Genomic DNA, 26,104 nt, shown 5'->3' with positions numbered 1-26,104 from the left:
GCCCCGCCGGGCGTTCTCATTCCTGCCGCCGACCGGCCCGCTTGGCGTCCTGATCGAGCTGGGCTTTGCGCCTGTCGAGCTGCAGCTCCAGCTCGCTGAATGGTTTGGCCCCGGGGGTGGCCACCGCCCAGCTCTTGAGGTACGGCAGCGCAACGCACCCGCAGTTGACCACCTGCTCCACCGCCGCCTTGAGATCGTGGGGGCACTGCATCTTGTCGATACCGCCGCCCGGGTTGGGGACCAGGAAGGGCTTGTCCGCATCCACCACCTGGCCGTCCATCAGGTCATGCGACCAGCGGCTGTGTACCTTGCCGCTGCGGCGCCATTGCTTGCCCAGACCAGGCACCAGTGGCGCGGCCTGCACCAGGCGCTCCTGCGACGCCACGGCAAAGGCCCGGCCTACCTCCGTGACCGCGATGGTGCTGGCCCGCCTCGGCGTGTCATTGCCCAGGAGCCGCTGCACGGCCTTGATCGCGGCAAAGGGCGTCACGCTGCCGATGTTGACCAGGCCGAGCTGCTGCCCGATCTTGCTGATCGCCTCGGCCGCCACGTTGTTGAGCCGCTCATGCCCGAAGGTCCGCATGGCCGCCAGCACCCGGTTATCGAGTGCAGCCAAGCGCATCTCCACGCCCAGGCCGGCCGCATTGAGCGGCTTGTCCACGAAGTTCTCGCCCTACTGCCAGGCATCCGCAGCGCCAAGTCGACCGCCGCCCCGGCCTGCTGGCCCACGGCGGTCAGGACGGCGAAAGATGCCCACTCATTAACAAGTAGTAGCACATAAGCACCGAGAGTCCCACCGATTTCAGCGGCCACAGAACCATTTCAACAGGAGAGAGGGAAACGATGATGTTCATGACCAAGATCCTGGCCATCTGCGCCGTCGCGGTGCTCGCAACCGGCTGCGCGTTCTCGCCGGTGGACAGGCCGGTCGCGGCCAAGCACACCCCGCAGGCAAAGGTCTGGCAGGTCAAGAGAAAGGACGTGCCCGCCGTGCTCGATGCCGCCAAGACGGCCTTCGAGTCCGCTGGCTATGCCACTGCATCGATCACGCCAGAGCTGGGCGAGCTCAAGAGCAAGCCCAGGGCGCTTTCCGTTCCCGAGTTCTGCGATTGCGGCACCTGGAACGGCTCGGTCGTCGGGGGCATGGCCCAGTCGGAACTGTTCGCCACCTACCGGATGCAGCCCAATGAGGAAGGCACGTTGCAGGTCAATCACCTGTGTGCCACCGCGTTTCGCGGGCGCAACCTCTACGGCATGGTGACCCGTCGCGAGGCCTATGCCTGCGCCAGCCGGGGCCAGATAGAAACGGACCTGAACCAGCGCATCGAAACCATTCTGCGTGCGCGGAGCCGGCGGGTAGCCTGGTGGCGGGTACGGCCGGTTGCCTGCCGGGCCAAAAAACGCAGCATCTACTCGAGCCCAACCATGCAGCTGGCGATCGGTTGGCGGGCCTGAAGAGCCTGGCCGGCCTGCAGACAGGCATAGTCAGGCGCCTTTCTCCCTCTTTTCAGCCAACGGCAGTACGTTGGCACACACCCGCTGCAGGGCGGCGATGACCGCATCGCGTGCGCCGGGATGCCCGTCGGCCGGGTGGCGTGCGAGCCATCTGGCCAATTCGTTGATGGCGCCGTTCAGGGCAGAGGCGCAGGCATCCACTTCCAAAGGGGCCAGACCCAGCGGCGCCAGGATCTGGGCGACCACGGCGTGCAGCTGCTGGTAGCCATGGCGCCCGTCAAGCTCTGCCCAGGCCTGCGCGCCCAGCACCGAGGGGCCGTCGATCAGCAGCACCTGGCGCGGGCCGGGGTGGGAGACGGCATCGATCCAGGCCAGCGCACCCGCGAATAGCTGGTCCGGTGGGGCAGCCTGGCCATCGGCCGCCCCGTCAATGGCGGCGCTGAGCTCGGCATGCACGGCCTCGCAGACGGCCAAGAACAAGTCCCTCTTGTCGCGAAAGTGGTGGTACAGCGCGCCGCGTGTGAGACCCGTGGCCACCAACAGCGCCTCGGTGGAGGTGGCGGCATAGCCGTCCTGCTCGAACAGCGTGCGCGCCGCCGCGATGAGCCGGGTGCGTGATTGGGCGCCCTGCTCCAGTCGCCGGTTGCCCGCAGCGGGGGTGGACATGGATTTTCCTGTTGACATACAGACTGTACGTATCTATATTTAATTGAACATACAGACAGTATGTACCTGATTGATCTCTGCGGTCCATCCCATCCGCGCCACAGGAGCCCCCATGCCCACCCTCTCCCCTGCCACCCTTTCGCAACTGACCTCGGCCTATCCCCTGGTCACCACCGCCACCGTCCACGCCTCGCGCGACTTCTTCGTGCAGCACCTGGGCTTCGAGGTGGTGTTCGAGGCCTCGTGGTTCGTGCTGCTGTCGCGCGGCAGCACCGAGGGCTGCGCGACATCGATCGCCTTCATGGCGCCCGACCACCCCTCGCGCCCGCCGGGCCCAGAGGTCTTCAGCGGCCAGGGCCTGCTGCTCACCCTGCAGGTGGAAGATGCCCGCCGCGAAGAAGCCCGCCTGCGTGCGGCCGGCGTGGAGATCGCCTACGCCGTGCAGCACGAGCCCTGGGGCCAGGTGCGCTTTCAGGTGCGCGACCCGTCGGGCCTGGTGCTTGACATCGTGGAGCAGGCCGAGCCTGCGCCTGGCTTCTGGGATGATTATGTGAAGTGACTTTGCGGGCGCCCGCCGCCTCGCCCGCGACCAATCCGCTCAGTTGCCGTCAGGCCCTTCGGGTGCAAACACCTGCCCGGCCACCATGTCCCATTCGGCGATCTGATCGTTGGCGGCGATCAGCCGGCCCACAAGCAGCTTGATGAAGGCCTTGTCGAAGCGCGACTGCAGGTCTTCCGACGCTTCGCGCAGCGCGGGGTTGCGGATCTTGAGCACCAACACCTCGGTCTCGGCCACGGCGGTGGCGGTGCGCTGGCGGTTGTCGGGGCGCAGGTAGGTCATCTCGCCCAGGGTCACGCCCGCGCCCAGGGTGCTCAGCGTCCAGCCCTGGCGGCTCACGGTCACCTGGCCCTCGATGAGGATGCAGAACGAGTCGCCGGGCTGCCCTTCGCGCATGAGCACGGTGCCCTGCTCCAGCCGGCGCCAGTTGCCCAGGCGCATCAGCTCCCACAGCGCCACGTCGTGAAAATCGGCAAAGAAGGGCAGCTCGCGCAGGCGGCCGAAGCGCTCGGCCTCGGTGTCCTGCGAGCGCTGGCGCGGCAGGTCGCGGTGGGCGTCGAGCAGCGCCTGGGCAAAGTCGCCCCAGGTGGCAAAGCGGTCGGCCGGCTTCTTGGACAGCGCGCGAAGCAGCACGGCATCCACATGCCCGGGCAGCGAGGCGCGCAGCAGGCTCGGGGGCGTGGGTTCTTCGTGGCTGATCTTGTAGAGCGTGGCGAAGTCGGTCTCGCCGTCGAACGGGCGGCGGCCGGTGAGCAGCTCGTACACCACGATGGCCAGCGAGAACATGTCGCTGTGGTGCGTCAAATCTTCCTCGCGCACCTGCTCGGGCGACATGTACGAGGGCGAGCCCACCATGCCCGACAGCTGCGTGGCATCGCTGCGCAGCGACAGCGCGGCGCCGAAGTCGGTGAGCTTGACGTCGCCGTTGGCGGCCAGCATCAGGTTGGCGGGCTTGATGTCGCGGTGTACCAGGCCTTCGCGGTAGGCGTATTCGAGCGCATTGCAGCACTTGAAGGCGATGTCCAGCACCTGGGGCACGGGCAGCAGCGCATCGGCCCGGGCATGGGCCGCCAGGGGCTGGCCGTCCACGTATTCGAGCACCAGGTAGGGCTGGGCGGCGTCCTCGTCGGCGTCGAGCAGGCGCACGATGTGGGGATGCTTGAGCCGGCCGGACATGGCCGCCTCGTTGCGCAGCAGGCGGCGGTAGCGCTCGGCCTGGTCGGGCTGGGCCAGCAGGTGGGCATGCATCTGCTTGATGGCCACGCGCTTGCCGCGGAACCCGTCGAGCCCCAGGTACACGATGCCGCTGGCACCGCGCCCGAGCTCGCGCTCGATGCGGTACTTGCCGATGGTGGCGGGAATGGTGGTGGGGGTAGCGGTCATGGGTATCCGGGTGGCGATGCCCTCATTGTGGCAAAACCAGCGGCCCGCAACCACGCCCCGGGCTCCAAGGCGGGCATTTCGCACGCAAGCGACTGCCATGTGTGCAGGGCTGTGCCACCTGCGCTGTTCCGTTGTGGAACAACGGGTGTGCCATGGCACACCGGCATGGCGCGCCAGCCGCTGCCGGCACACACCCGCCGATGGGGGCGCAAGCCGCATGGGCATTGGGTTGGTGCGCCTTCGCCGACCACAGCACCCTGCCCCGCACGCCGCTGGCACGGGCATTGCGCTCTGCAGGGGGTACAGGCACTGGCAGCGGCGCCTGGCACATCCCAACCACCGCAGGAGACAAGCACATGAACATGGCAGAAATCGCGAGCCTCGGCATCGCCAACCCCTACAAGAAGCAGTACGGCAACTACATCGGCGGCCAGTGGGTGGCCCCCATCGACGGGCAGTATTTCGAGAACAGCTCGCCCATCAACGGCCAGGTGTTCACGGCCATCCCGCGCTCGAACGACAAGGACATCAACGCCGCACTCGACGCCGCGCACAAGGCCAAGACCGCCTGGGGCAAGACCTCGACCACGGACCGCGCCAACATCCTGCTGAAAATCGCCGACCGCATGGAGGCCAACCTGCTGACCATTGCCGTGGCCGAGACCATCGACAACGGCAAGCCGCTGCGCGAGACCATGGCGGCCGACATTCCGCTGGCCATCGACCATTTCCGCTACTTCGCAGGCTGCATCCGTGCGCAGGAAGGCGGCATCAGCGAGATCGACCACGACACCATGGCCTACCACTTCCACGAGCCGCTGGGCGTGGTGGGGCAGATCATCCCCTGGAACTTCCCGATCCTGATGGCGGTGTGGAAGCTGGCCCCGGCCCTGGCCGCCGGCAACTGCGTGGTGCTGAAGCCTGCGGAGCAGACGCCCGCCTCCATCCTGGTGCTGCTGGAGATCGTTGGCGACCTGCTGCCGCCCGGCGTGCTCAACGTGGTCAACGGCTTCGGCCTGGAAGCCGGCAAGCCGCTGGCCAGCAGCCCGCGCATCGCCAAGATCGCCTTCACGGGCGAGACGACGACGGGCCGACTGATCATGCAGTACGCCAGCCAGAACATCATCCCCGTGACGCTGGAGCTGGGCGGCAAGAGCCCCAACGTGTTCTTCGAGGACGTGATGGACGCCGACGACGGCTTCTTCGACAAGGCACTCGAAGGCTTTGCCATGTTCGCGCTGAACCAGGGCGAGGTCTGCACTTGCCCGAGCCGCGCACTGATCCAGGAATCGATCTACGAGCGCTTCATGGAACGGGCGCTCAAGCGCGTGGCCGCCATCAAGCAGGGCCACCCGCTGGACAAAGGCACCATGATCGGCGCGCAGGCCTCGCAGGAACAGCTCGAAAAGATCCTCTCCTACCTGGACCTGGGCAAGCAGGAAGGCGCGCAGTGCCTGATCGGCGGCGAGCGCAACCACCTCGCAGGTGACCTGGCCGGCGGCTACTACATAAAGCCCACGGTGTTCAAGGGCCACAACAAGATGCGCATCTTCCAGGAGGAAATCTTCGGGCCCGTGCTGTCGGTCACCACCTTCAAGACCGAGGAAGAAGCGCTGGAAATCGCCAACGACACGCTGTACGGCCTTGGCGCCGGGGTGTGGAGCCGCGACGGCAGCCGCGCCTTCCGCATGGGCCGGGGCATCCAGGCCGGGCGCGTGTGGACCAACTGCTACCACCAGTACCCGGCCCACGCGGCCTTCGGCGGCTACAAGCAGTCGGGCATCGGCCGCGAGAACCACAAGATGATGCTGGACCACTACCAGCAGACCAAGAACCTGCTGGTGAGCTACACACAGGCGCCCCTGGGCTTCTTTTGAGCCCGCGCAGCATGGCCCACGAGGCACCCCGGCAAGGCCATGGCACGGACCCACCGGTCCGCGTCACGGCCACGCCTGCGGCCCTGGAACTGATCGCACGGCTGCATGCGCAGCACGGCCCGCTGATGTTCCACCAGTCGGGCGGTTGCTGCGATGGCAGCGCGCCCATGTGCTTTGCACGCGGCGAGTTCATGACCGGCGATTCCGACGTGCTGCTCGGGTATGTGGCTGGCGAGCCCTTCTACATGAGCCGACCGCAGTTCGCCGTGTGGGAACACACGCAGCTGACCATCGACGTGGTGCCCGGCGGGGGCGGCATGTTCTCGCTGGAGCGGCCCACGGGCCTGCGCTTTCTGATCCGCTCGCGGCTGTTCAGCGAAGCCGAATCGGAGCTGCTGAAACTCCACCCGGTGGCCTGACACGACGCCCGCCTGGGGGCACAAAGCATCCCAGGCGGGCTTCATCCAGTGCCCTGGCCATGCCTTCAAGGCCCACCGGCGGTATGCTCGCGCCAACACCTACCGAAGGAGACCCTGTGACCGCACATGCCACCACGTTCCGCAGGCTGCACGCCAATGGCACCCTGCTGCGCCTGCCCAATGCCTGGGATGCCGCCAGCGCCAGGCTCTTCGAGAGCCTGGGGGCCAGGGCCATCGCCACGACCAGCGCAGGCGTGGCCTGGTCGCAGGGGTATGCCGACGGCTATGCAATGCCCGTCGAGGTGGTGTTGGCGTACGCCAAGAACCTGGTGCGGGTGCTGCAGGTGCCCCTGTCCGTGGACATGGAAGACGGCTATTCGGACGACCCTGCACAGGTCGCGGACCTGGCCGCGCGGCTGGCCGAGGTGGGCGTTGCCGGCATCAACCTGGAAGACGGGCGCAAGCCCGCTGAGCTGCTCGCACGCAAGGCCGAGGCGATCCGGGAGCGGCTGGCCAAGGACGGGCTGGACCTGTTCGTCAACGCACGCACGGACGTCGTGCTGGCACGGCTGGTCGATGAGGGCAGCCAGGTCGAAGAAGCGATCGCGCGCGGCACGCTGTACCGCAGCGCGGGCGTCGATGGCCTGTTCGTGCCTGGGCTGACCGATGCCGCGCAGATCCAGGCCGTCGTGGCCGGTGTCGACCTGCCGCTGAACCTGATGGCCTGGGGTGGCCTGGCCAACGCCACGCAGCTGCAGGCCCTGGGGGTGAAGCGGCTCAGCGCGGGCTCCGGCATCCCGCAGGTGCTGTGGGGCCATGCCGCGAAGCTGGCGACGGATTTTCTGCAAGGGGGCGAGTCCGACAAGTTGCAGGGGCAGATCCCCTACGGGCAGATGCAGAACCTCTTCAGCGGCCCCTGAAAGGCCCGCGCTGCCACGGGGCCGCGCGCTTCAGCCCGCCGCCTGGGCGCGCAGGTGCCGGTACACGGTATTGCGCGACACGCCCAGCGCACGTGCCACCGCCGACACGTTGCCGCCCTGCGCGGCCAGGGCCTGCGCGATGGCAGCGGCGGTGATGGCCTGCAGGGGCTGCGCGGCGGGTGCGGGTGCGAGCGATGCAACCTCCTCGCATTCCTCCAGGAAATCCTCGGGCAGGTGTTCGCGCCGGATGGTGGTATCGCCCTCGGCCATCAGCGCCGCCGTGCGCAACACATTGGTCAGCTGGCGCAGGTTGCCGGGCCAGGCACAGCGTGTGAACAGGTCCATGACCTCGGGGCACACGGGCAGCGGCGGCGCAGCGCACTCTGTGCCCGATTGCAAAATGCGCTGCACGATGGCGGCCAGGTCGCTGCGCTCGCGCAGCGCGGGCAGGCGCACCACCAGGCCGTTCAAGCGGTAGTACAGGTCATGGCGAAAGCTGCCGTCGGCCATCATCGCGCGCAGGTTGCGGTGGGTGGCGCAGACGACCTGGATGTCCACCTCGACCTGGCGCGTGCCGCCCAGCGGAGCCACGCTACGCTCCTGCAGCACGCGCAGCAGGCGGGCCTGCAAGGCCAGCGGCATGTCGCCGATCTCGTCGAGGAACAGCGTGCCGCCGTGGGCCTGCACGATCTTGCCAGGGCTGCCCTTGCGCCGTGCGCCGGTGAAGGCGCCCTCCTCGTAACCGAACAGCTCGGACTCGATCAGCGACTCGGGGATGGACGCGCAGTTGACCGCCACGAACGGCGCCTGCCGCCGTGGCCCGTCGTGGTGGATGGCGCGGGCCAGCAGCTCCTTGCCGGTACCGGTCTCGCCCAGGATCAAGGTGGCGATGTCACGGCCCAGCAGCCTGGTGACGCGGTCAATCGCCTGGGCCAGCGCGGGGTCGCCGGTGTTGAGGTAGCGCAGGCCCGAGAGCCCTGTCGAACGGGCAGTCCGCACCTGGACGGGGGCCCGGGCTGGCTCGGTTGCACCGCCGGACCACAGGCGCTCGGCCTGCGGCCGGACCTCGGGCCGGGCCATCACCGCCACGCCACCGGGCAGGCGCAGTGTGAGCAGCGCGCCAGGTGCCCTGCGGCCATGGTCGAGCACGCTCGCCATGTCCACCCCGAACAGCGAGGCAAAGGTATGGGCCTGCAGCGCACTGTGCGACAGGCCCAGCTGGAACTGCCCGCTGCGGTTGGCCGAGAGAAAGCGCCCGTCGGTGCTGAAGGCCGCGAGCCCCTCCACCAGCGTGCCCAGAAACTCGGGCCGCGCATGGAAGTGCAGGCGCACCGCGTCGGCGTGCACCTGGTTCCAGAGGTGGTTTTCCACCATCTGGGCGGACATGCGCACCAGCGCCATGGTGTGCTTGCTCTGGCTGCGGTGGTCGCCGCTCACGTCCAGTGCGCCCAGCGCCCTGCCCTGCGGGTCGAGGATGGGGACGCACGAACAGGTGAGGAACTGGTTGGCCCGCAGGTAGTGCTGGCCGGCATGCACCTGCACCCCCTGGCCCAGCGCCAGCGCGGTGCCGATGGCATTGGTGCCCTTGCGCTCCTCGGTCCACACGCCGCCGGGGCGCAGGGCCACGCGGTCGGCGCGGGCCACGAAATCGTCATCGCCCAGCGCATGCAGGATGACGCCTTCGGGGTCGGTGAGCAGCACCATGCTGTGGGTGCCGGCGATCTGGTGGTACAGCGTCTCCATCACCGGCAGCGCATGGTCGGCCAGCAACTGGTTGCGCTGCAGCGTGCATTGCAGGTCGGCACGGGCCAGGGGCATGGCATCCATCACGTCCTGCGCGCGCAGGCCGTAGGCGGCCGAGCGCGCGTGGGCACGCGGTATCAGGTCCTGCGGTGCCGTCAGGGCGGCTTGCTCCAGGTGCATGGGTTTGTCTCCTTGCGACCGTGGCAGTCAGCGCTGCCCGGCGTTTGAGGAAACCTTAGCATGCCGGCCTTACGCCAGCTTGCACCGGCAGGCTGGCATCGGGGGCATTTAAGCGAGGGCCTGGGCGAAGTCCGCCTGCAAGTCCTCGATCTCTTCCAGGCCCACGGACAGGCGGATCATGCCGTCGCCAATGCCCATGTTGGCGCGCACGGCGGGGCCCGCCTCCCAGAAGATGGTGTGCGCCACGGGGATGATCAGCGTGCGCGTGTCGGCCAGGCCCGTGGCCTTGATCGGCAGTTGCAAGCGGTTGCAAAAAGACAGGCATTGGTCGGCATCGCGCAACTCGAAGGCCAGCAGCCACGAACCGGCCTTGAAGTGCTTGCGCGCGATCGCATGCTGCGGGTGCGATTCGAGCATCGGGTAATGCACGCGGGCGATGGCGGGGTGCTGCTCCATCCACTGGGCCAGGGCCAGGGCGGTGGCGCTGGTGCGGTCCATGCGCAGGGCCAGGGTCTCGGCGCCCAGCGCGATCTGGTGTGCCGCGTGCGACGAGAGCATGCCGCCCATGTCGCGCAGGCCCTTCTTGCGCACCTGCTGCAGGCCCCAGCCCTTGGCGTCGCCCTTGCGGTAGGGGGCAAAGATGTTGGGGTAGCTGCTCCAGTCGAACAAACCGGTGTCGGTGACCGCGCCGCCCAGGGCATCACCCAGGCCGCCGATGCTCTTGGTCAGCGAGTTGATCACCAGGCCGGCGCCCACGGTGATGGGGCGAAACAGGTAGGGCGAGGCGACGGTGTTGTCCACCACGTAGAGCAGGCCGCGCTCCTTGCACAGGGTGCCGATGGCTTCGAGGTCGGGGACCTGCGTGCCGGGGTTGGCGATGGTCTCCACGAACACCATGCGCGTGTTGGGCCGCACGGCGGCGGCCACCTGGGCGGCGTCGGTCACGTCCACCACGGTCACCTCCACGCCCAGGTCGGCCAGGGTGCCGAACACGCTGTTGGTGTTGCCGAAGACGAACTTGCTGGCCAGCAGGTGGTCGCCCGCCTTGAGCAAGGTGAGGAACACCGCGCAGACGGCCGCCATGCCGGTCGAAAACACGATGGAGCCCTGGCCGCGCTCCATCTGCGTGACCTTGGCTTCGAGCGCCGCCGTGGTGGGCGTGCCCTGTCGGGCGTAGTTGAACCCGCCCTTGATCGTGCCCTGGAACACGCCAATCAGGTCTTCCACCTTCTCGTAGCCGTATTGCACCGAAGTGTGGATGGGTTGGTGCACCGCACCGTACTCGGTGCCGGCCAGGCGGTCGGCGTGCACGATCTGGGTGGTGAACTGGCGGGTGGGCTTGTCGTTGCTGCTGCTCATGGGAATGCGGGCCTGCTCTGCAGGTGTGAAAAAAGGAGGGTTCTCAGCGCTCGGGTGCGATGTGTTCGGCGTAATCGTACAAGGCGCCCAGGATGTCCTGGGTGCGGTCGTCGTCAGCGGTCTCTGACAGCTTGTCGATCTCGGTGAACAGCTGCTCCACCGTGCGGGCGCCGCCGGCACCATCGAAGAGGCAGGCGGCGCGGTGCACCTCCCAGCGCTCCTGCTCCTCGGGCGAGAGGGTGGCGGGGAAGTTGCGCGCACGGTAGCGCCACAGCAACTCCTTCAAGCGCGGGTCGTCGAACGAAGGGCGCGTGCGGGCCAGCTTCTCGCCGCTCATGGCGCGCATGTCGTTGAGCTGGCGCCGGTCGCCGTTGCCCACGAAGCCGCCGTACAGGTCCTGGTCCACGTCGGGCGTGGGCTCCTCGGGCCGGGCGAACACCTGGGGCCAGATGCCGCTCATGTCGGGCAGCACGCGCGCGATCTCGGCGTGCTGGGCGGCCTGGGGCAGGTCCATGTTCCAGTGCCGGGCGCGCTCGGCCGTGAGCGTGTTCACGTTGCCCACCACCATGGGCGACTTGTTCAGGTGGATGGTCTTGATGGGCAGGCGCGTGACGCCCTCGGGCAGGTCGGCCGCGCGCGAGAACATGCGCAGGCGGATCTCCTCCACGCCCATGCTGGCCAGCGGGGTTGGGTCGTGCGCCAGGTCCCAGGCGATCAGCTCGTTCTTGTTGGTCGGGTGGCTGGCCAGCGGCCACATCACGGCCAGGCAGCCACGCTCCACCGGGAACATGCCCGAGACGTGCAAAAACGGCTTGGCCGTGATGGCCGTGGCCGGCAGGCGCAGCTCGGCCGCCACCCTGTCCTTCTTGTGCAGGCTGAGCGCGAAGTCGAAGAGCTTGGTGTTGTGCTGGCGGATGAGGCGCGCCAGGGCAATGGTGGCGCGCACGTCCGACAGGGCATCGTGCGCGGCCTCGTGCAGCAGGCCGTTGGCCTTGGACAGGTGCTCGAGCTTGAAGCTCGGCGCGCCGTCTTCCTTTTGGGGCCAGGTGATGCCGTCGGGGCGCAGGGCGTAGGTCATGCGCACCACGTCCAGCAGGTCCCAGCGGCCGCACTGGTTCTGCCACTCACGCGCATAGGGGTCGATCAGGTTGCGCCAGAACATGAAGCGCGTGATCTCGTCGTCGAAGCGGATGGTGTTGTAGCCCACGCCGATGGTGCCGGGGCGGGCCAGTTCGGCCTCGATGCGGGCGGCGAACGCGTGCTCGGGCATGCCCTGCTCCAGGCACTGCTGGGGCGTGATGCCGGTGATGAGGCACGACACCGGGTCGGGCAGGTAGTCGTTGGCCGGCTGGCAGAAGATGTTCAGCGGCTCGCCGATCTCGTTGAGGTCTGCATCGGTGCGGATGGCGGCGAACTGCGCGGGCCGGTCGCGCCGCGTGTTGGCGCCGAAGGTTTCGTAGTCGTGCCAGAGGAAGGTATGCATGGAATGAAATTGCTACGGTCAGAAACACCGGAACCCGCAAGTATGCCGGGCACGGGACAATGGGGAATGCCCATTTCGCTTGCCCCCCATTTTGCCCGCCGCTTTATGCATGCCGCACCCCGCCCTGCCCTGACTGCTTGGGCCATGGCCTGCGCCCTCGCCCTGTCAGGCTGCGCTACAACGCCCGCACCTCTCTCGCCAGCAGCTACGCCAGCACCACTGGCCCCCGCTAGGTCGGTGGCGCCCGCCTCAGTTACCAGCCCTGCGCCCCAGGATACCGAGCAAGCCAGCTTTGCCGCCTGGATCGCCGGCTTCTCGCGCGAGGCCCTGGCTGCGGGCATCCGCCCGGCCACCGTGCAGCAGGTGCTGGCCCATGCCACGCTGCAGCCGCGCGTGATCGAGCTCGACCGCGCCCAGCCCGAATTCAACCGCACGCCCTGGGCCTACCTCGACAGCGCCGTGTCGGCCCAGCGCATCGCCCAGGGCCAGGCCAAGCGGGCCGAACACCAGGCGGCCATCGACGCCGCAGCCACGCGCTATGGCGTGCCCTCCTCCATCATCACCGCCATCTGGGGCATGGAGAGCAACTACGGCAGCAACTTCGGCAGCTTCCGCGCGGTCGATGCGCTGGCCACGCTGGGCTTCGAAGGCCGCCGCGCGGCCTGGGCGCGCAGCGAGCTGCTGGCGGCCCTGCGCATCCTGGACCAGGGCGACATCAGCGACGAGCGCATGGTGGGCTCCTGGGCCGGCGCCATGGGCAACACGCAGTTCCTGCCCTCGGTCTTTCTGGCCTATGCGGTCGATGCCGACGGCGATGGCCACCGCGATATCTGGGGTAGCATCCCGGACGTGGCGGCCTCCACCGCCAACTTCCTCGCGCGCATGGGCTGGCAGGCCGGCCAGCCCTGGGGTGTGGAGGTGCGGCTGCCGCCGGGCTTTGACTACGCGCGTGCCGAGCAGACGGTGCGCCAGACGGCTGCCCAGTGGGCTGCCGAAGGCGTGCAGGGTGTGGACGGGCAACCGCTGCCCGCGCTGGAGGCCGCCTCCATCGCCACGCCGGCCGGCGCACGCGGCCCGGCCTTTCTGGTGGGGCCGAACTTCCGCGCCATCCTGCGCTACAACAACTCGGTGAGCTATGCGCTGGCCGTGGGCCTGCTGGCGCGCCAGATCGACGGCGGCAGCGGCGTGGCTAGCGCCTGGCCGCGCGACCTCGCGCCGCTGTCGCGCAGCCAGATGCAGCAGATACAGACCCTGCTCAACCAGCGCGGCTTCAACGCCGGCACGCCCGACGGTGTGATGGGTCCGGCCACGCGCGCCGGGCTGCGCCAGTACCAGCAGAGCCTTGGTGCGGTGGCCGATGGCTACCCCACTGCCGAGCTGCTGCAGCGGCTTGCAGCGCCCTGAACGCAGCACTGACCGTTAACAACCGCATACAATCGAGCCCTGTTGGTGCTCGCGGTCCTTTTCTGGAACGCAGTTCAACGGGAAGCAGGAGGGCTTGGCAACAAGCCTGACCTGCGCTGCCCCCGCAACGGTCGGTGGAAGAGCCTTACGGCTCGGCATCCTTCATCAAGCCACTGGGCGCCAACGGCGCCTGGGAAGGCAAGGGACGCTTTTTCCACCCAGCCCGGATACCGGCCAACGAAGTGGTCTGCAGGCATGCCCATGGCGTGCGGCGAACCGTTCAGTCCAGACCCGGCGGGGATGCCGGGGAGGACGCCCCTGTATCCGTTGCTCCATGAATCCCCACTTTTGCCGCCCCTCGGCCGGGCATGCGCCCGCGCGCTTCCATTTCTCGTGCCTCTACGGTGCCGTTCTCACACTGGCCGCTGCCACTGGCGCACAGGCCCAAACCGCCACACTGGCCCCGGTCACCGTGCAGTCCGGTGCCTTCATCGAAACACCCCAGACGCTGACCACGCCCACCAGCACCGGCAGCCGGCTGGGCCTCACGGCGCTGGAAACGCCGGCCTCGATCGAGGTGCTCGAGGGCGAGACCATCCGCCAGCGCGGTGACCAGTCGATCGCCGACGCCGCCTCGCGCGCCACCGGCATCACGCAGACGGCCTCGGCCGCCAATGGCGCCCTGGTGGCGCGCGGCTTTGCCGGCAATACCTCGGTGATGCGTTTGTACGACGGCACACGCCAGTACGTCTCGGGCGGCACCGTCACCTTCCCGTTCGACCCCTGGCAGGCCGAGCGCGTGGAGGTGCTGCGCGGCCCCGCCTCGATCATGTATGGCGAGGGTGCCATCGGCGGCGCCATCAACACCGTGCCCAAGAAGCCCACGCGCGGCGCCATTTCCAACGAGCTGCGCCTGGGCTACGGCTCGCAGGACACAGTGCGCACGGCATTCGGCAGCGGCGGCGCCATCAACGAGCAGTGGTCGTACCGGGTGGACCTGTCGCACAACCGCTCGGACGGCCATGTGGAGCGCAGCGGCTCCAAGTCGCTGGTGGCCGCAGGCGCTTTGCGCTTCGATGCCACGCCCGACCTGCGCTTGACGCTGTCGCACGACTACGGCAACCAGGAGCCCGCGCACTACTTCGGCATTCCGCTGGTCAACGGCCAGATCGACCCGGCACTGCGCAAGGCCAACTTCAACGTGGCCGATGCGTACCTGAAGTTCCGCGACCAGTGGACGCGCCTGGACACGGAGTGGACGCCCTCCTCGGCCCTTACCCTGCGCAACTCCCTGTACCGCATCGCCTCGGACCGCCACTGGAACAACGCCGAGGGCTATGCCTACGTGCCCGCCACGCGGCGCATCACGCGCTCGGGCTTCATCGGCATCGACTACACGCTGGACCAGGTGGGCAACCGCTTCGACGCCACGCTCAAGCAGCCCATCGCCGGCCTGCCCCATACCCTCACGCTGGGCTTCGACGTGAACCGGCTCGAATACGCCAAGATGCGCGGCGACGGCGCGGCGGCGCAGTCGCTCGACCCCTACCAGTTCGTGCCCGGCAACTTCCCGACCACGGGCGTGACGGTGGGCGAGCTGTTCAAGGCGCAGACCGACACGCGCGCGCTGTTCGTGGAAGACCAGTTGCAGCTCACGAAGCAGCTCTCGCTGGTCACCGGCCTGCGCTGGGATTCGATCTCCTACGGCAAGCAGGATGGGAAGCGCATCGACCCCGATGTGAACAAGAGCTTCAACCACCTGTCGGGCCGCATCGGCGCGGTCTATGCGGTCACGCCGGCCACGTCGGTCTACGCGCAGTACTCGACCGCTGCCGACCCGCTGGGCGGCGTGGTCAACACCTCGGCCCAGCAAAGCCAGTTCGACCTGGCCACGGGCAAGCAGGCCGAAGTCGGCTGGAAGCAACTGTTCGACGACCGCAAGGGCGAGTTCACGCTGGCAGCGTACTGGATCGAGAAGAAGAAGCTGCTGATCCGCGACGCGGTGGACCCCAACCTCTTCCAGCAGGTGGGCGCCCAGTCGTCGCGCGGCATCGAGGCCTCGCTGTCTTACGCACCCACCAGCACGCTGCGCCTGGACCTCAACGCCGCGGTGCTGGACGCCAAGTTCGATGACTTCAACGAAGTCGTCAGCGGCCGCGTGGTCTCGCGCAACGGCAACACCCCGCCCGGCGTGCCCGAGCGCACGGCCAATGCCTGGGCGACCTGGGCCTTCCTGCCCGCGTGGGAGGCGGGCCTGGGCCTGCGCTACGTGGGCGCACGCAAGGTGGACAACGCCAACAGCAGCAGCGCGGCCTCTTTCACCGTGGCCGACGCCAGCCTGCGCTGGGCCGTGCGCCCGGGCACGGTGCTGGCGCTGCATGTCTACAACCTCACGGACCGCATCTACGCGCAGACGCTGTACAGCGGCAACAACCAGTGGATCCTGGGCCGCCCGCGCTCGGCGGAGCTGTCGGCCCATGTGCGCTTCTGATTGCGCAGCGTGAGCCCCGCGCTGCACGCCCTGTGGCGCCCGCTGCGGCGGGCGCTGTACTTCACCCACCGCTGGCTGGGCATCGCTGGCTGCATCCTGTTCGTGCTGTGGTTCGTGTCGGGGCTGGTGATGCTGCATGTGCGCTTTCCTGCGCTCACGCCGCAGGAGCGCATCGATGGCCTGCCGGTGCTGGACCTCGCGCAGGTGACGGTCACACCGGCCGAGGCGCTGGCGCAGCTCCAGCTGGCGGCACCCCGCAGGATGGCGCTGGAGCCGAGCCTGGATGCGCCCGTATGGCGCGTCATCGACGTCAAGGGCAACCACCACGTGGCTTCTGCATCGGCCACGCCGCTAAGCGCGGTCACGCCCGAACGCGCCGAGGCCATTGCACGCGGATTCGCCCGCTCGGCGACGGCGCGCTACCTGGAGACCAGCTTCGATGACCAGTGGACCCTGCCCAATGCCAACAGCTTCGACAAGGCGCGGCCGCTGCACCGCGTCGCCATCGACGACGGCGCAGGCACGGAACTCTACCTGTCGCAGAAGACGGGCGAGGTGGTTCGCGACACCAGCGCCTTCGAGCGCCGCTGGACACTGTTCGGCACGCTGCTGCACTACTACACCTACGCCCCCATCCGCCGGCATGCAGACTTCTGGCGGCAACTGGTGCTGTGGACCTCGGGCCTGGCCATGGTGTCGGCCGGCACCGGGCTCATCGTGGGCGTGCTGCGCGTGCGCCTGCGCCGCCGATACCGCGGCGATTCGGCCACGCCCTACCGGGGCTTTCTGGCCTGGCACCATGTGCTGGGCCTCATCGGCGGCATCGCCATCCTGACCTGGGTGTTCAGCGGCTGGTTCTCGATGGGTCCCAACCGCTGGCTGTCGCACAGTACGCCGGGCAACGCGGCGGCGAAGTTCGGACAGGCCGGGCTGGAGTTCACGCACGGGCTGCCAAGCCTGCGCACGCTGGCCAGCGGCCCATCGCCCGCCAAGGCGGTAGAGGCCGCCTGGTATGCCGGCCGCCCGGTGTGGGTGGTGTCGGATGCGGCGGGCGGGCGCCGCAGCGTGGATGCCGCCACCGGACTGGCTGTGGCGGTCGTGCCCGAGGACCTGGCGAGGGCCACCGCGGCAAGCTACCCAGGCATCGCCGCGGACACCCCGGCGCTGCTGACCGAGCCCGACCGCTACTGGTATGCGCGCCACGTGCCGCCCGTGCTGCCGGTGTGGCGGATCGTGCTGCACGACGACGCGGCCACCTGGCTGCATGTGGACGCTGCCACAGGGCAGTTGCTGTCCACCAGCACCTCAGACAGCCGGCTGCGCCGCTGGCTCTTCAACGGGCTGCACAGCCTGGATTTTCCGCTGTTCCTCAAGACGCCAGCCTGGTACCTGGCGATCTGGGTGCTGTCGCTCGCGGGCCTCGTCGTGTCGGTCACCGGCGTGGTGATTGGCTGGCGCCGGCTGGCGAAATGACCGCCCGCCGGGTGTTCAGCGCGCCTTGGCCTGTGTGGCCTGTATGAGCCCCACTTCGCGGGCCACATAGGCGTACTGGCGGCCATGGATGTCGGCCACGGCCCAGGCGCTGGCCTTCACCTGCCTGGCGGCGGTGCATTTGGAGACCCGAGGGTCGGGGCCGGAGCTTGCCGTCACGGCCTGCATGAGCGTGGACACATGCGGCTGCTTGGCCTTCTCAAGTGCCCAGTAGCCTGCGGAGCTGTAGGCCTTGCGCAGCATCTCGGCCTGCTGCTCCTGCGACCAGCCGCGCGTGGCCCCGCTGGCCTTGAGCTGGGATTCGAGGCGCGCCCGGTTGCGCAGCGGCCCGTCGCCCACGGTCTTGAGCGCGGCATCGATCTCTGCCTGTGCGGCGGTGAACCGGACACCCGAAGTGCATTCGGTCGGGCTCGCCTGCGCGGCCCATACCAGGGTGGATCCCAGCAGCAGCATCAGCGATGCGGTGAATCGGGTCAGTGCCATGGTATCGGTGCCTCGGCGAAAGAAGGGGCCGCGCGGGAGCGGTCGAATCGCCCAATGTAGCGCGCGCTCCACGGCGCGCCAAGGGCCATGGGCTGCGACGGCCGTGCACCGCACCTCGATGATGCGCAAACCAGACACTGATGCCAACGCCCTGGGCAGTGGGGGCTTGTGCAGGCCGGCCCGGCACTGCGGCCGACCAGGCCGTAACATGCCGCCCATGCCCCTGCTCGACCCCGCCCTGATCCGCGACTGGCACGCCCATGTCTACTTCGACACCGAGAGCCGCGACGCGGCCTGGGCACTGCGCGAGACCATCGCGCGCGAACTGGCGGGCCGGGTGGAGATCGGCCGTTTCCACGAGCGACCCGTGGGCCCGCACCCGGTGTGGAGCTACCAGCTCGCCTTCGGCACGGCCGACTTTTCGCACGTTATCGGCTGGCTGGCGCTCAACCACGGCACGCTCGACGTGTTCGCCCATCCCAACACCGGTGACGGCCTGCGCGACCACCGCGATTGCGCGATCTGGCTCGGGCACTCGCACACGCTGAACCTGGTGGGCTTTACCGGCTGAGCGAGCCAGGGCCATGAAAAAAGCCCACCGGGTGGTTAATGCCGTTCACTTAAGCCAGTGAGCGGCATTTTTCCTGTCTGCCCATAGCCCATACTCAGAGCCAGTTGCTTCACCCACCTTGGCTCTGATGGTCGGCAAGACTCCCACCCTCCCCGATTTCACCGCGCTGTCCCAGCACATTGATCCGCAATGGATCGCCCATGCCCTGGCCCTCACTGGCAAAGCCAGCGTTCGGCGGCGTAAGTTGCCGGCCGAGCAAGTCGTCTGGCTGGTCATTGCGCTGGCGATGTACCGCCACCAATCCATCGCACAGGTCGTGGCCGAGCTCGATCTGGTGCTGCCTGATGAGGTCAATCCAGCCATTGCGAACAGCGCCGTGACCCAGGCGCGCCAGCGACTGGGCCAAGAGCCCTTGGCCCAACTTTTTGGCCTGTGTGCCAGCGCTTGGGATGAGCGCCACCAGCGCGGCAGAAGCTGGCGGGGCTTGGCCCGCTATGCCATCGATGGCAGCACTTTGCGAACGCAGGACACCACGGACAACCGTCAACACTTCGGCGCTCAGGAGTACGCATCGGGCGTGGTCGCCAGCTATCCGCAGTTGCGCATGCTCACACTCACATCGCTGGCAACGCACCTGCTCAGAGATGCGGTCTTTGGCGAATACGGCAAGAACGAGATGCGCTATGCCAAAGAGTTGATTGAGGCCATTCCCGAGCACTCACTCACGGTCTTTGATCGGGGCTTCCTGAGCGCAGAGATCTTGCTGCAGGTCCAGCAAACAGGCACCCAGCGCCATTGGCTCATCCCCGCCAAGAGCAATAGCCAGTGGGAGAAACTGGACAAGCATCCGACAGACTATCGGGTGCGCATGAAAGTCTCCCCCCAGGCGCGCAAGGCCAATTCCTGCCTGCCCGCGTACTGGGAGGCCAGGGCGATAGAGGTCATCTCGCGCCACGGCCAGCGGCGCATCTTGCTGACCTCGCTGCTGGATGCAAAAGCCTGGCCAGCCAAAGAGATTGCGCTGCAGTATGAGCAGCGCTGGCACATCGAGACCAGCTACCGCGAACTCAAGCAGGAGATGCTGGGGGCGGGGTTGACGCTGCGCAGTGGCAACCCCCAGACCGTCAGGCAGGAGGTATGGGGAGTCTTGCTGGCCTACAACCTGGTGCGTCTGGAGATGGCTGAGGTTGCGCGAGAAGAAGGAGTAGAGCCCACCGAGCTGAGCTTTACGGTGGCGCTGCATTATTTGCGCTACGAGTGGCACTGGCTGGCCACCAGCAGCCCTGGCACCTTGCCCAAGCATCTGCAGCGTTTGCGTCAGCGTCTTGGGGATTTGCTGGTGTCAAAACAGCGACGGGGGCGTCAATGCCCCCGTGTGGTGAAAAAGCCGCCTGCGCGCTATCCAATCAGGCAAGTTCGCTTTAAGTGAACGGCATTACCACCGGGTGGTGGGCTTTGGCTGGCTGCAGAACCGCAGGGTGCTGCTGCGCCGAGGATGATCAGCGCTCCAAGGCCAGGGACACGCCCATGCCGCCACCAATGCACAGTGCGGCCACGCCCTTCTTGGCGTCGCGGCGCTGCATCTCGTGCAGCAGGGTCACCAGGATGCGGCAGCCCGACGCACCGATGGGGTGGCCGATGGCAATGGCGCCACCGTTGACGTTGACCTTGGCCGGGTCGATCTCCAGCTCCTTGTTCACGGCGCAGGCCTGGGCGGCGAAGGCTTCGTTGAGCTCGAACAGGTCCACGTCGGCGGCGTTCCAGCCGGCGCGCTGCAAGGCCTTGCGCGTGGCCGACACCGGGCCCATGCCCATGGTGGCGGGGTCCAGGCCGGTGGTGCCGAAGGAGGCGATGCGTGCCAGCGGCTTGAGGCCCAGGGCGGCAGCCTTCTTGGCGCTCATCACCACCACGGCAGCAGCGCCATCGTTCAGGCCCGAGGCATTGCCCGCCGTCACGCTGCCGGCCTTGTCGAAGGCGGGGCGCAGGCCGGCCAGGGCCTCGGCATTGGTCTTGCGGTTGAGGTACTCGTCGGTGTTGAAGAAGATCGGGTCGCCCTTCTTCTGCGCCAGGGCCACGTCCACGATCTCGTAGGCGAACTTGCCGGCGTCCTGCGCGGCGGCGGCCTTGAGCTGGCTGTTCAGGGCCAATGCGTCCTGCTGCTCGCGGGTGATGCCGTACTGCTTGGCCACGTTCTCGGCCGTGATGCCCATGTGGTACTGGTTGTACACGTCCCACAGGCCGTCAACGATCATGGTATCGACCAGCTTCCAGTCGCCCATGCGCTGGCCGTCGCGCGAGCCGGGCAGCACATGGGGTGCCAGGCTCATGCTTTCCTGGCCACCGGCCACCACGATCTCGCTGTCGCCCCAGGCCACGGCCTGGGCGGCCAGCATCACGGCCTTGAGGCCCGAGCCGCAGACGGCGTTGATGGTGAGCGCAGGCGTCTCCTGCGCCACGCCGGCCTTCATGGAGGCCTGGCGCGCAGGGTTCTGGCCCACGCCGGCCGCCAGCACCTGGCCCATGATGACTTCACCCACCTGGCCGGCAGCCAGGCCCGCGCGCGCTAGGGCTTCGCGGATGACGATGGAGCCCAGCTCGGTGGCGGGTACCTTTGCCAGTGCGCCGCCAAACTTGCCCACCGCCGTGCGGGTGGCCGAAACGATGACGATGTCTTCCATGGAATGTCCTTCTTTCTGGGGGTGGATACGGGCCCATCGGCGGAACAACGGGCCCTGTGCTTTCGGATCTTGCGGTGAATTCTCTCAGGTCTGCAGGCTCAGGCTTTTTGCTTCACATAGCGGCCGGGGGCCGGCTCGATGGCCTTGAACTTGGGGGCCTTGCCATAGCCCTTGGGCGCGGCGATCTGCTTGCCCGCATGGCCCTTGAGCCAGCCGGACCAGTCGGTCCACCAGCTGCCGGGGTGTTCGGCTGCGCCCTGCAGCCATTGATCGAGCGTGCCGGGGAACTTGCCGTCGGCGCGGATCCAGTGGCTGCGCTTGCCCTTGGCAGGCGGGTTGATCACGCCAGCGATGTGGCCCGAGGCCCCCATCACGAAGCGCTTCTTGCCCGGCAGCACCTGGGTCGAGGCATAGGCCGCCGTGGCGGGCACGATGTGGTCCTCGCGCGAGCCGTAGATGTAGGTGGGCAAGGTGAGCTGCCCCAGGTCCATCTTCTCGCCGCAGACGGTCAGCTTGCCCGGTTGGACCAGGCTGTTTTCGAGGTAGAAATTGCGCAGGTACCAGGCATAGAAGGGCCCGGGCAGGTTGGTGCTGTCGCTGTTCCAGTACAACAAGTCGAACGGCGGGGGCGTTTCGCCCTTGAGGTAGTTGCCCACAACGTAGTTCCACACCAAGTCGTTGGGGCGCAGGAAGCTGAAGGTCGAGGCCAGGTCCTGGCCCTTCATCATGCCGCCACTGCCCATCTCCATCTCGCGGTACTTGACGAAGGCCTCGTCGATGAAGACGTCGAGGATGCCGGTGTCGCTGAAGTCGATCAGTGTGGTCAGGAAGGTGGCGCTGGCCACAGGCTCGGCGCCGCGCGCGGCCAGCACGGCCAGCGCGTTGGAGAGGATGGTGCCGCCCACGCAGAAACCCAGGGCGTTGATCTGATCGGCGCCGGTGATGTTCTGCACCACGTCGATGGCCGCCATGGCGCCGTCTTCGACGTAGTTGTCCCAGGTCTTCTTCGCCAGGGCGTCGTCGGGGTTGCGCCAGCTCACCACGAAGGTGCGGTGCCCCTCGCTCACCGCATAGCGGATCAGCGAGTTCTCGGGCTGCAGGTCGAGAATGTAGAACTTGTTGATGCACGGTGGCACCAGCAGGAAGGGGCGCTCGTAGACCTTGGCGGTCAGCGGCTTGTATTCGAGCAGCTGGAACAGCTCGTTCTCGAACACCACGGCGCCCTCGGTGGTGGCCACGTTGCGCCCCACCTCGAACAGGCTCTCGTCGGTCATCGAAACATGGCCCTGCTTCAGGTCGTGCAGCAGGTTCTGCATGCCCTTGGCAATGCTCTCGCCCTTGGTCTCGATGGCTTTCTTCTGCGCCTCGGCGTTGAAGGCCAGGAAGTTGCTGGGTGCCATCGCCGCCATCCACTGCTCCACGCCGAAGCGGATGCGCGCGCGCGTCTTCTCGTCGGCCTCGACAGCGTCGGCCAGGCCCATCAGGGTACGGGCGTTGAGCAGGTAGGCGGCGGCAGAGAAGGCAGCCACCGGGTTGGCGGCCCAGCCTTCGCCGGCAAAGCGCTTGTCCTTGACCTCGGGTTTGCCCTGCAGGCCCTGGGCCCACAAGGCCTTGGCCTCTTCGAGGTACTGCTGCTGCAGGGCCTGCAGCTTGGCAGGCGACAATTGCACGGGCGCGGGAGTGGCCGCACCTGGTGCTGCCAGGTCAATTTTCTGGAATGATTGGACGGCCTGCGCCCAGCCTTGACCGAAAATCTGCTGGAATTGCTGGGCGCTCTGGTCCCAGATCGATTCTTCTGAACTCATCCCGTCTCCTCTGATGGTGTTCGGCTGCACCGGCACCTTGCCTTCATTGTTGCCCACGCCGCGAGGGCTGGCAACCTGCAACCGCGTTGATCGCGCCAAGAACCCGTAAACACGTTTTCAACACAATGTACCTGATCGTCATCGCCTGGCTCTACGTCACCCTCATGATGGCCGTGGCGGAAGCCACCAACACCACCGGCACGGTGCTCGGGGCCATCGTCACCTTCGTGCTGTACGGGCTGCTGCCCATGGGGATCGTGGTCTACATCATGGGCACGCCCTCGCGCAAACGGGCCATCAAGCAGCGCGAGCAGGCTGAGCAGGCCGCCTGGGACGCCGAGCAGGTGGCGCTGCGGGCCGCGCAGGCCGACTCAGCCGCGCCAGATGCAGGCGGCGAAACGCCCGCTGCCGCCGAGGACGGCGGTGTCGCGCCGGTGCGAAAAGAACCGTGAGGCATTGCGCACCGTGCACCAGGGTGCCGTGCCATCGTTGCCGTAAACCGCGTTGAGCCCCAGGGCCGCCAGGCGCAGCCGGGCCAGGCCTGCCAGATCGGCGAGGAACTTGCCCCCGGGCTGGGGCACGAAACAGGCCTCGGCGGCGGCATCATGGCCGCAGAACGCCGCGCGCACCTCGGCCCCCACCTCGAAAGCCGTGGGCCCGATGCAGGGCCCCAGCCAGGCAATGACCTCGGCAGCAGGCGCGCCCTGGGCCGCCAGATGCTGCACCGTGGATTCGAGCACCCCCTGCCCTTGAGCCCCGGCCAGGCCGCGCCAGCCGGCGTGGGCGGCAGCCACCACGCTGCCCGCGCGGTGGGCCAACAGCACCGGCAGGCAGTCTGCCACCATGATGGTGCACACGGCGCCGGGCGCGGTGGCCAGGCAGGCATCGGCCGCCGTGGCATCGGGCGTGGTGCGGTCGATCACGGCGACATCGGTGCCATGCACCTGGTTCAGGAAGACGGCGCGTGCCCCGGCGGTACGGGCCTGCAGCACGGACTGCAGCACCTGGCGGTTGGCCTGCACGGCCGCCGCATCGTCGCCCACGTGGATGCCCAGGTTCAGTTGGTCATAGGGCGTGCCACTGACGCCGCCGGCACGTGTGGTGCACAGCGCATGCACGCCGGACGGCGCAGGCCAGTCGGGTATCAGCCAGTCGGCCGGCAGGGAAGCATCCATGGGAAGCAATCAGGCGCCGGAGGTGCCTGCAGGGTCCTGGTGTTGGTAGACGACCTTGGTCAGCAGGGTCATCAGGACTGCGCGCTCTTCGGCATTCAGGGGGCCCATCAGGCGCTCCTGCACGCGCTGGGCGGCATCGCGCATCTGCAGTGCGGCGGTTTCGCCCTCGGGGGTGATCCACAGCAGCTTGCGGCGCCGGTCGCGGGTGTCGGCCTCGCGGCGCACCCAGCCGCGCTTTTCGAGCCGGCCGATGACCGAACCCGAGGTGGCGGCATCAAAGGCCACGCGCGAGGCCAGCGTCACCTGGTCCTCGCCCGGCTGGGCCAGCAGCTCGTGCAGGATGGCAAACTGCACCGGGGTCACGTCGAACCCGGCCGTCTCTTCCATGAAAAGCGCCACGGTCCGCTGGTGCGCGCGGCGCACCAGGTGGCCCGGCGTGTTTTGGAAATCGAAGCTCTTTGCCATGGGCGCGAGTGTAGCGCCCCACCCCCAGCAACTGCGGCGCGGGCGTGGCACACTGGCAACAGGCTCGCCTTGTACGCGATCGCCCACGGGCGCACGTGCATCGGCAGACTCCCCAACACCCTTGAAAGGCAGACATGAGCTATGTGTTTTCCCCCGCGCCGGTGGCCAGCGTCCCCGTGGTGGGCAGCGGCGACCGCTTTCCCGTGCACCGCATCTACTGCGTGGGCCGCAACTACGAAGAGCATGCGAAGGAAATGGGCTTCACCGGCCGTGAGCCGCCGTTCTTCTTCATGAAGCCGGCCGACGCCATCGTCGTCGTCGATGCCGGCCAGACCGGCGAGTTGCCCTACCCCAGCCTCACCGCCAACCTGCACCACGAGATCGAACTGGTGGTGGCCATCGGCAAGGGCGGCAAGGACATCAAGGCCGCCGACGCGTTCTCGCACATCTACGGCTACGCCACGGGCCTGGACATGACGCGCCGCGACCTGCAGAACGACATGAAGAAGCAGGGCCGCCCCTGGTGCATCGGCAAGGGCTTCGATGCCAGCGCCCCCATCGGCCCCATCACGCCTGCGGCCCAGGCCGGCGACGTGGCCAAGGCCGGCATCTGGCTGCAGGTCAACGGCACCGACAAGCAGCGCAGCACGGTGGCCCAGCTGATCTGGAACATCGCCGAGACCATCGAGCACCTGTCGGCCGCCTGGGAGCTGCAGCCCGGCGACCTGATCTACACGGGCACGCCCGAAGGCGTGGGCGCCGTGGTGCGCGGCGACACGCTCGAAGGCGGTGTGGACGGCCTCACGGGGATCAAGCTCAAGGTGGTGTAATCCCGATCGCCATCGCCCGCCGCAGGCTCGTCCTGGCGGGCAGTACACTATTATTTTCATAGCTGCGGGCGCCGGTCCAGGCCGGCAGCCCCACGCTTTACCCGCATGACCTTTCGCAGCCCGATCCGACACTGCCGCGCCTGCGGCACCGCCGTGGTGTACCGCCTGCCCGACGATGGCGACACCAAGCTGCGCGCCGTGTGCCCGGCCTGCCACACGGTGCACTACGAAAACCCGCTCAACGTGGTGGGCACGGTGCCTGTGCTGGCCGATGGACGCGTGCTGCTGTGCAAGCGCAACATCGAGCCGCGCTGGGGCAAGTGGACGCTGCCCGCCGGCTTCATGGAGCTGGAGGAGACCACCTCGCAAGGCGCCGCGCGCGAGACCGACGAAGAGGCCGGCGCGCAGATCGAGATGGGCCCGCTGTTCAGCCTGCTCAACGTGCGCCGCGTGGGCCAGGTGCATTTCTTCTACCGCGCCACGCTGCTCAGCGAGGTGTTTGACCCCGGCCACGAGACCATCGAGGCACGCCTGTTCACCGAGGCCGAAATCCCGTGGCACGAGATCGCCTTTCGCACGGTGAAGGAAACGCTGGAGTGCTATTTCGCCGACCGCAAGGCCGGCGCTTTTGGGCTGCACTGCATCGATATCGAGTGAGTCTTGAGAG

24 protein-coding genes and 1 riboswitch are annotated in these 26,104 nt (G+C 67.9%); of the genes, 13 read left to right on the top strand and 11 right to left on the bottom strand.

Features of this window, described 5'->3' with window-relative positions; all coding sequences use genetic code 11:
- Positions 1–16 precede the first annotated feature (16 nt).
- Complete coding sequence (locus ACSQ9E_RS10265) at positions 17–661, bottom strand: hypothetical protein (RefSeq protein ID WP_436217668.1); 645 nt, start codon at positions 659–661, stop codon at positions 17–19.
- Between the two features lie 191 nt (positions 662–852).
- Between ACSQ9E_RS10265 and ACSQ9E_RS10260 the strand changes: the two genes are divergently transcribed.
- The gene (locus ACSQ9E_RS10260; protein WP_436217667.1) at positions 853–1,455 is read left to right on the top strand and encodes a hypothetical protein; all 603 of its coding nucleotides are present in this window, start codon (positions 853–855) and stop codon (positions 1,453–1,455) included.
- 30 nt (positions 1,456–1,485) lie between these two features.
- Here the strand turns inward: ACSQ9E_RS10260 and ACSQ9E_RS10255 are convergent, their stop codons facing one another.
- Positions 1,486–2,121, bottom strand: coding sequence for a TetR/AcrR family transcriptional regulator (locus ACSQ9E_RS10255; RefSeq protein ID WP_436217666.1), 636 nt, complete (start codon positions 2,119–2,121; stop codon positions 1,486–1,488).
- Positions 2,122–2,233: 112 nt separating this feature from the next.
- Here ACSQ9E_RS10255 and ACSQ9E_RS10250 point away from each other — a divergent pair, with 112 nt between their 5' ends.
- Positions 2,234–2,680, top strand: a complete 447-nt coding sequence (locus ACSQ9E_RS10250) for a VOC family protein (protein WP_436217665.1) — start codon at positions 2,234–2,236, stop codon at positions 2,678–2,680.
- Positions 2,681–2,719: 39 nt separating this feature from the next.
- On the opposite strand, the gene ACSQ9E_RS10245 is transcribed toward ACSQ9E_RS10250, so the two are convergent.
- Complete coding sequence (locus ACSQ9E_RS10245) at positions 2,720–4,063, bottom strand: protein kinase domain-containing protein (protein WP_436217664.1); 1,344 nt, start codon at positions 4,061–4,063, stop codon at positions 2,720–2,722.
- 356 nt (positions 4,064–4,419) lie between these two features.
- Here ACSQ9E_RS10245 and adh point away from each other — a divergent pair, with 356 nt between their 5' ends.
- The 3 genes from adh to ACSQ9E_RS10230 all read left to right on the top strand — a co-directional run bounded on the left by adh (position 4,420) and on the right by ACSQ9E_RS10230 (position 7,279).
- Complete coding sequence (adh, locus tag ACSQ9E_RS10240; RefSeq protein WP_436217663.1) at positions 4,420–5,940, top strand: aldehyde dehydrogenase; 1,521 nt, start codon at positions 4,420–4,422, stop codon at positions 5,938–5,940.
- A gap of 11 nt (positions 5,941–5,951) precedes the next feature.
- Complete coding sequence (locus ACSQ9E_RS10235; RefSeq protein ID WP_057203280.1) at positions 5,952–6,359, top strand: DUF779 domain-containing protein; 408 nt, start codon at positions 5,952–5,954, stop codon at positions 6,357–6,359.
- A 116-nt stretch (positions 6,360–6,475) separates the two neighbouring features.
- On the top strand, positions 6,476–7,279 hold the full coding sequence (locus ACSQ9E_RS10230) for an isocitrate lyase/PEP mutase family protein (protein WP_436217662.1): 804 nt from the start codon (positions 6,476–6,478) through the stop codon (positions 7,277–7,279).
- Between the two features lie 30 nt (positions 7,280–7,309).
- Here the strand turns inward: ACSQ9E_RS10230 and ACSQ9E_RS10225 are convergent, their stop codons facing one another.
- The 3 genes from ACSQ9E_RS10225 to sbcB form a co-directional block, all read right to left on the bottom strand.
- Positions 7,310–9,202 (bottom strand): sigma-54-dependent Fis family transcriptional regulator, encoded by a 1,893-nt coding sequence (locus ACSQ9E_RS10225; protein WP_436217661.1) that lies wholly within the window; start codon positions 9,200–9,202, stop codon positions 7,310–7,312.
- 108 nt (positions 9,203–9,310) lie between these two features.
- Positions 9,311–10,561, bottom strand: a complete 1,251-nt coding sequence (locus ACSQ9E_RS10220; RefSeq protein WP_436217660.1) for a cystathionine gamma-synthase family protein — start codon at positions 10,559–10,561, stop codon at positions 9,311–9,313.
- Positions 10,562–10,604: 43 nt separating this feature from the next.
- Positions 10,605–12,044 carry an exodeoxyribonuclease I gene (gene sbcB, locus ACSQ9E_RS10215; protein WP_436217659.1) on the bottom strand — a complete coding sequence of 480 codons (1,440 nt, stop codon included), beginning with the start codon at positions 12,042–12,044 and terminating at the stop codon, positions 10,605–10,607.
- A gap of 66 nt (positions 12,045–12,110) precedes the next feature.
- Here sbcB and ACSQ9E_RS10210 point away from each other — a divergent pair, with 66 nt between their 5' ends.
- From ACSQ9E_RS10210 to ACSQ9E_RS10200, 3 genes are all read left to right on the top strand, one after another.
- Positions 12,111–13,448 (top strand): lytic murein transglycosylase, encoded by a 1,338-nt coding sequence (locus tag ACSQ9E_RS10210; RefSeq protein ID WP_436217658.1) that lies wholly within the window; start codon positions 12,111–12,113, stop codon positions 13,446–13,448.
- A gap of 26 nt (positions 13,449–13,474) precedes the next feature.
- A riboswitch (cobalamin riboswitch) is annotated at positions 13,475–13,701 on the top strand.
- A gap of 81 nt (positions 13,702–13,782) precedes the next feature.
- On the top strand, positions 13,783–15,939 hold the full coding sequence (locus ACSQ9E_RS10205) for a TonB-dependent receptor (RefSeq protein ID WP_436217657.1): 2,157 nt from the start codon (positions 13,783–13,785) through the stop codon (positions 15,937–15,939).
- Between the two features lie 9 nt (positions 15,940–15,948).
- Positions 15,949–17,412 carry a PepSY domain-containing protein gene (locus ACSQ9E_RS10200; protein ID WP_436217656.1) on the top strand — a complete coding sequence of 488 codons (1,464 nt, stop codon included), beginning with the start codon at positions 15,949–15,951 and terminating at the stop codon, positions 17,410–17,412.
- A 15-nt stretch (positions 17,413–17,427) separates the two neighbouring features.
- Here the strand turns inward: ACSQ9E_RS10200 and ACSQ9E_RS10195 are convergent, their stop codons facing one another.
- Positions 17,428–17,913, bottom strand: a complete 486-nt coding sequence (locus ACSQ9E_RS10195) for a hypothetical protein (RefSeq protein WP_436217655.1) — start codon at positions 17,911–17,913, stop codon at positions 17,428–17,430.
- 217 nt (positions 17,914–18,130) lie between these two features.
- Here ACSQ9E_RS10195 and ACSQ9E_RS10190 point away from each other — a divergent pair, with 217 nt between their 5' ends.
- A complete protein-coding gene (locus ACSQ9E_RS10190; RefSeq protein WP_436217654.1) occupies positions 18,131–18,484 on the top strand; it encodes a DOPA 4,5-dioxygenase family protein in 354 nt (117 codons plus the stop codon).
- Between the two features lie 127 nt (positions 18,485–18,611).
- A complete protein-coding gene (locus tag ACSQ9E_RS10185; protein ID WP_436220183.1) occupies positions 18,612–19,913 on the top strand; it encodes an IS4 family transposase in 1,302 nt (433 codons plus the stop codon).
- 70 nt (positions 19,914–19,983) lie between these two features.
- On the opposite strand, the gene ACSQ9E_RS10180 is transcribed toward ACSQ9E_RS10185, so the two are convergent.
- The gene (locus tag ACSQ9E_RS10180) at positions 19,984–21,162 is read right to left on the bottom strand and encodes an acetyl-CoA C-acetyltransferase (RefSeq protein ID WP_057203220.1); all 1,179 of its coding nucleotides are present in this window, start codon (positions 21,160–21,162) and stop codon (positions 19,984–19,986) included.
- A 98-nt stretch (positions 21,163–21,260) separates the two neighbouring features.
- Entirely contained in the window at positions 21,261–22,967 is a 1,707-nt protein-coding gene (locus ACSQ9E_RS10175) for a PHA/PHB synthase family protein (protein WP_436217653.1), read from the bottom strand.
- Between the two features lie 125 nt (positions 22,968–23,092).
- On the opposite strand from ACSQ9E_RS10175, the gene ACSQ9E_RS10170 reads away from it, so the two are divergent.
- Positions 23,093–23,419, top strand: coding sequence for a hypothetical protein (locus tag ACSQ9E_RS10170; RefSeq protein WP_436217652.1), 327 nt, complete (start codon positions 23,093–23,095; stop codon positions 23,417–23,419).
- Here the strand turns inward: ACSQ9E_RS10170 and pgeF are convergent.
- The gene (pgeF, locus tag ACSQ9E_RS10165) at positions 23,339–24,142 is read right to left on the bottom strand and encodes a peptidoglycan editing factor PgeF (RefSeq protein ID WP_436217651.1); all 804 of its coding nucleotides are present in this window, start codon (positions 24,140–24,142) and stop codon (positions 23,339–23,341) included. The two genes, ACSQ9E_RS10170 and pgeF, sit on opposite strands and share 81 nt — an antisense overlap.
- A 9-nt stretch (positions 24,143–24,151) precedes the next feature.
- Positions 24,152–24,607 (bottom strand): MarR family winged helix-turn-helix transcriptional regulator, encoded by a 456-nt coding sequence (locus ACSQ9E_RS10160; protein ID WP_057203224.1) that lies wholly within the window; start codon positions 24,605–24,607, stop codon positions 24,152–24,154.
- A 134-nt stretch (positions 24,608–24,741) separates the two neighbouring features.
- Between ACSQ9E_RS10160 and ACSQ9E_RS10155 the strand changes: the two genes are divergently transcribed.
- A complete protein-coding gene (locus tag ACSQ9E_RS10155; RefSeq protein WP_057203225.1) occupies positions 24,742–25,437 on the top strand; it encodes a fumarylacetoacetate hydrolase family protein in 696 nt (231 codons plus the stop codon).
- Positions 25,438–25,542: 105 nt separating this feature from the next.
- Complete coding sequence (locus tag ACSQ9E_RS10150; RefSeq protein ID WP_436217650.1) at positions 25,543–26,094, top strand: NUDIX hydrolase; 552 nt, start codon at positions 25,543–25,545, stop codon at positions 26,092–26,094.
- Positions 26,095–26,104: the final 10 nt, after the last annotated feature.

Source organism: Acidovorax sp. LjRoot118 (assembly GCF_964253575.1).
In the GTDB taxonomy this organism is placed as follows: domain Bacteria; phylum Pseudomonadota; class Gammaproteobacteria; order Burkholderiales; family Burkholderiaceae_C; genus Acidovorax.
The sequence above is the reverse complement of the archived record's forward strand: the minus strand, read 5'-3'. Positions and strand labels throughout refer to the sequence as shown.

Excerpts from the sequence above, each read along its gene's own strand:
- ACSQ9E_RS10260 (WP_436217667.1), top strand. The coding sequence starts at position 853 with ATGACCAAGATCCTGGCCATCTGCGCCGTCGCGGTGCTCGCAACCGGC.
- ACSQ9E_RS10255 (WP_436217666.1), bottom strand. The coding sequence starts at position 2,121 with ATGTCCACCCCCGCTGCGGGCAACCGGCGACTGGAGCAGGGCGCCCAA.
- ACSQ9E_RS10250 (WP_436217665.1), top strand. The coding sequence starts at position 2,234 with ATGCCCACCCTCTCCCCTGCCACCCTTTCGCAACTGACCTCGGCCTAT.
- ACSQ9E_RS10245 (WP_436217664.1), bottom strand. The coding sequence starts at position 4,063 with ATGACCGCTACCCCCACCACCATTCCCGCCACCATCGGCAAGTACCGC.
- adh (WP_436217663.1), top strand. The coding sequence starts at position 4,420 with ATGAACATGGCAGAAATCGCGAGCCTCGGCATCGCCAACCCCTACAAG.
- ACSQ9E_RS10235 (WP_057203280.1), top strand. The coding sequence starts at position 5,952 with ATGGCCCACGAGGCACCCCGGCAAGGCCATGGCACGGACCCACCGGTC.
- ACSQ9E_RS10225 (WP_436217661.1), bottom strand. The coding sequence starts at position 9,202 with ATGCACCTGGAGCAAGCCGCCCTGACGGCACCGCAGGACCTGATACCG.
- ACSQ9E_RS10220 (WP_436217660.1), bottom strand. The coding sequence starts at position 10,561 with ATGAGCAGCAGCAACGACAAGCCCACCCGCCAGTTCACCACCCAGATC.
- sbcB (WP_436217659.1), bottom strand. The coding sequence starts at position 12,044 with ATGCATACCTTCCTCTGGCACGACTACGAAACCTTCGGCGCCAACACG.
- ACSQ9E_RS10210 (WP_436217658.1), top strand. The coding sequence starts at position 12,111 with ATGCCCATTTCGCTTGCCCCCCATTTTGCCCGCCGCTTTATGCATGCC.
- ACSQ9E_RS10205 (WP_436217657.1), top strand. The coding sequence starts at position 13,783 with ATGAATCCCCACTTTTGCCGCCCCTCGGCCGGGCATGCGCCCGCGCGC.
- ACSQ9E_RS10195 (WP_436217655.1), bottom strand. The coding sequence starts at position 17,913 with ATGGCACTGACCCGATTCACCGCATCGCTGATGCTGCTGCTGGGATCC.
- ACSQ9E_RS10190 (WP_436217654.1), top strand. The coding sequence starts at position 18,131 with ATGCCCCTGCTCGACCCCGCCCTGATCCGCGACTGGCACGCCCATGTC.
- ACSQ9E_RS10185 (WP_436220183.1), top strand. The coding sequence starts at position 18,612 with ATGGTCGGCAAGACTCCCACCCTCCCCGATTTCACCGCGCTGTCCCAG.
- ACSQ9E_RS10180 (WP_057203220.1), bottom strand. The coding sequence starts at position 21,162 with ATGGAAGACATCGTCATCGTTTCGGCCACCCGCACGGCGGTGGGCAAG.
- ACSQ9E_RS10175 (WP_436217653.1), bottom strand. The coding sequence starts at position 22,967 with ATGAGTTCAGAAGAATCGATCTGGGACCAGAGCGCCCAGCAATTCCAG.
- ACSQ9E_RS10170 (WP_436217652.1), top strand. The coding sequence starts at position 23,093 with ATGTACCTGATCGTCATCGCCTGGCTCTACGTCACCCTCATGATGGCC.
- pgeF (WP_436217651.1), bottom strand. The coding sequence starts at position 24,142 with ATGGATGCTTCCCTGCCGGCCGACTGGCTGATACCCGACTGGCCTGCG.
- ACSQ9E_RS10160 (WP_057203224.1), bottom strand. The coding sequence starts at position 24,607 with ATGGCAAAGAGCTTCGATTTCCAAAACACGCCGGGCCACCTGGTGCGC.
- ACSQ9E_RS10155 (WP_057203225.1), top strand. The coding sequence starts at position 24,742 with ATGAGCTATGTGTTTTCCCCCGCGCCGGTGGCCAGCGTCCCCGTGGTG.
- ACSQ9E_RS10150 (WP_436217650.1), top strand. The coding sequence starts at position 25,543 with ATGACCTTTCGCAGCCCGATCCGACACTGCCGCGCCTGCGGCACCGCC.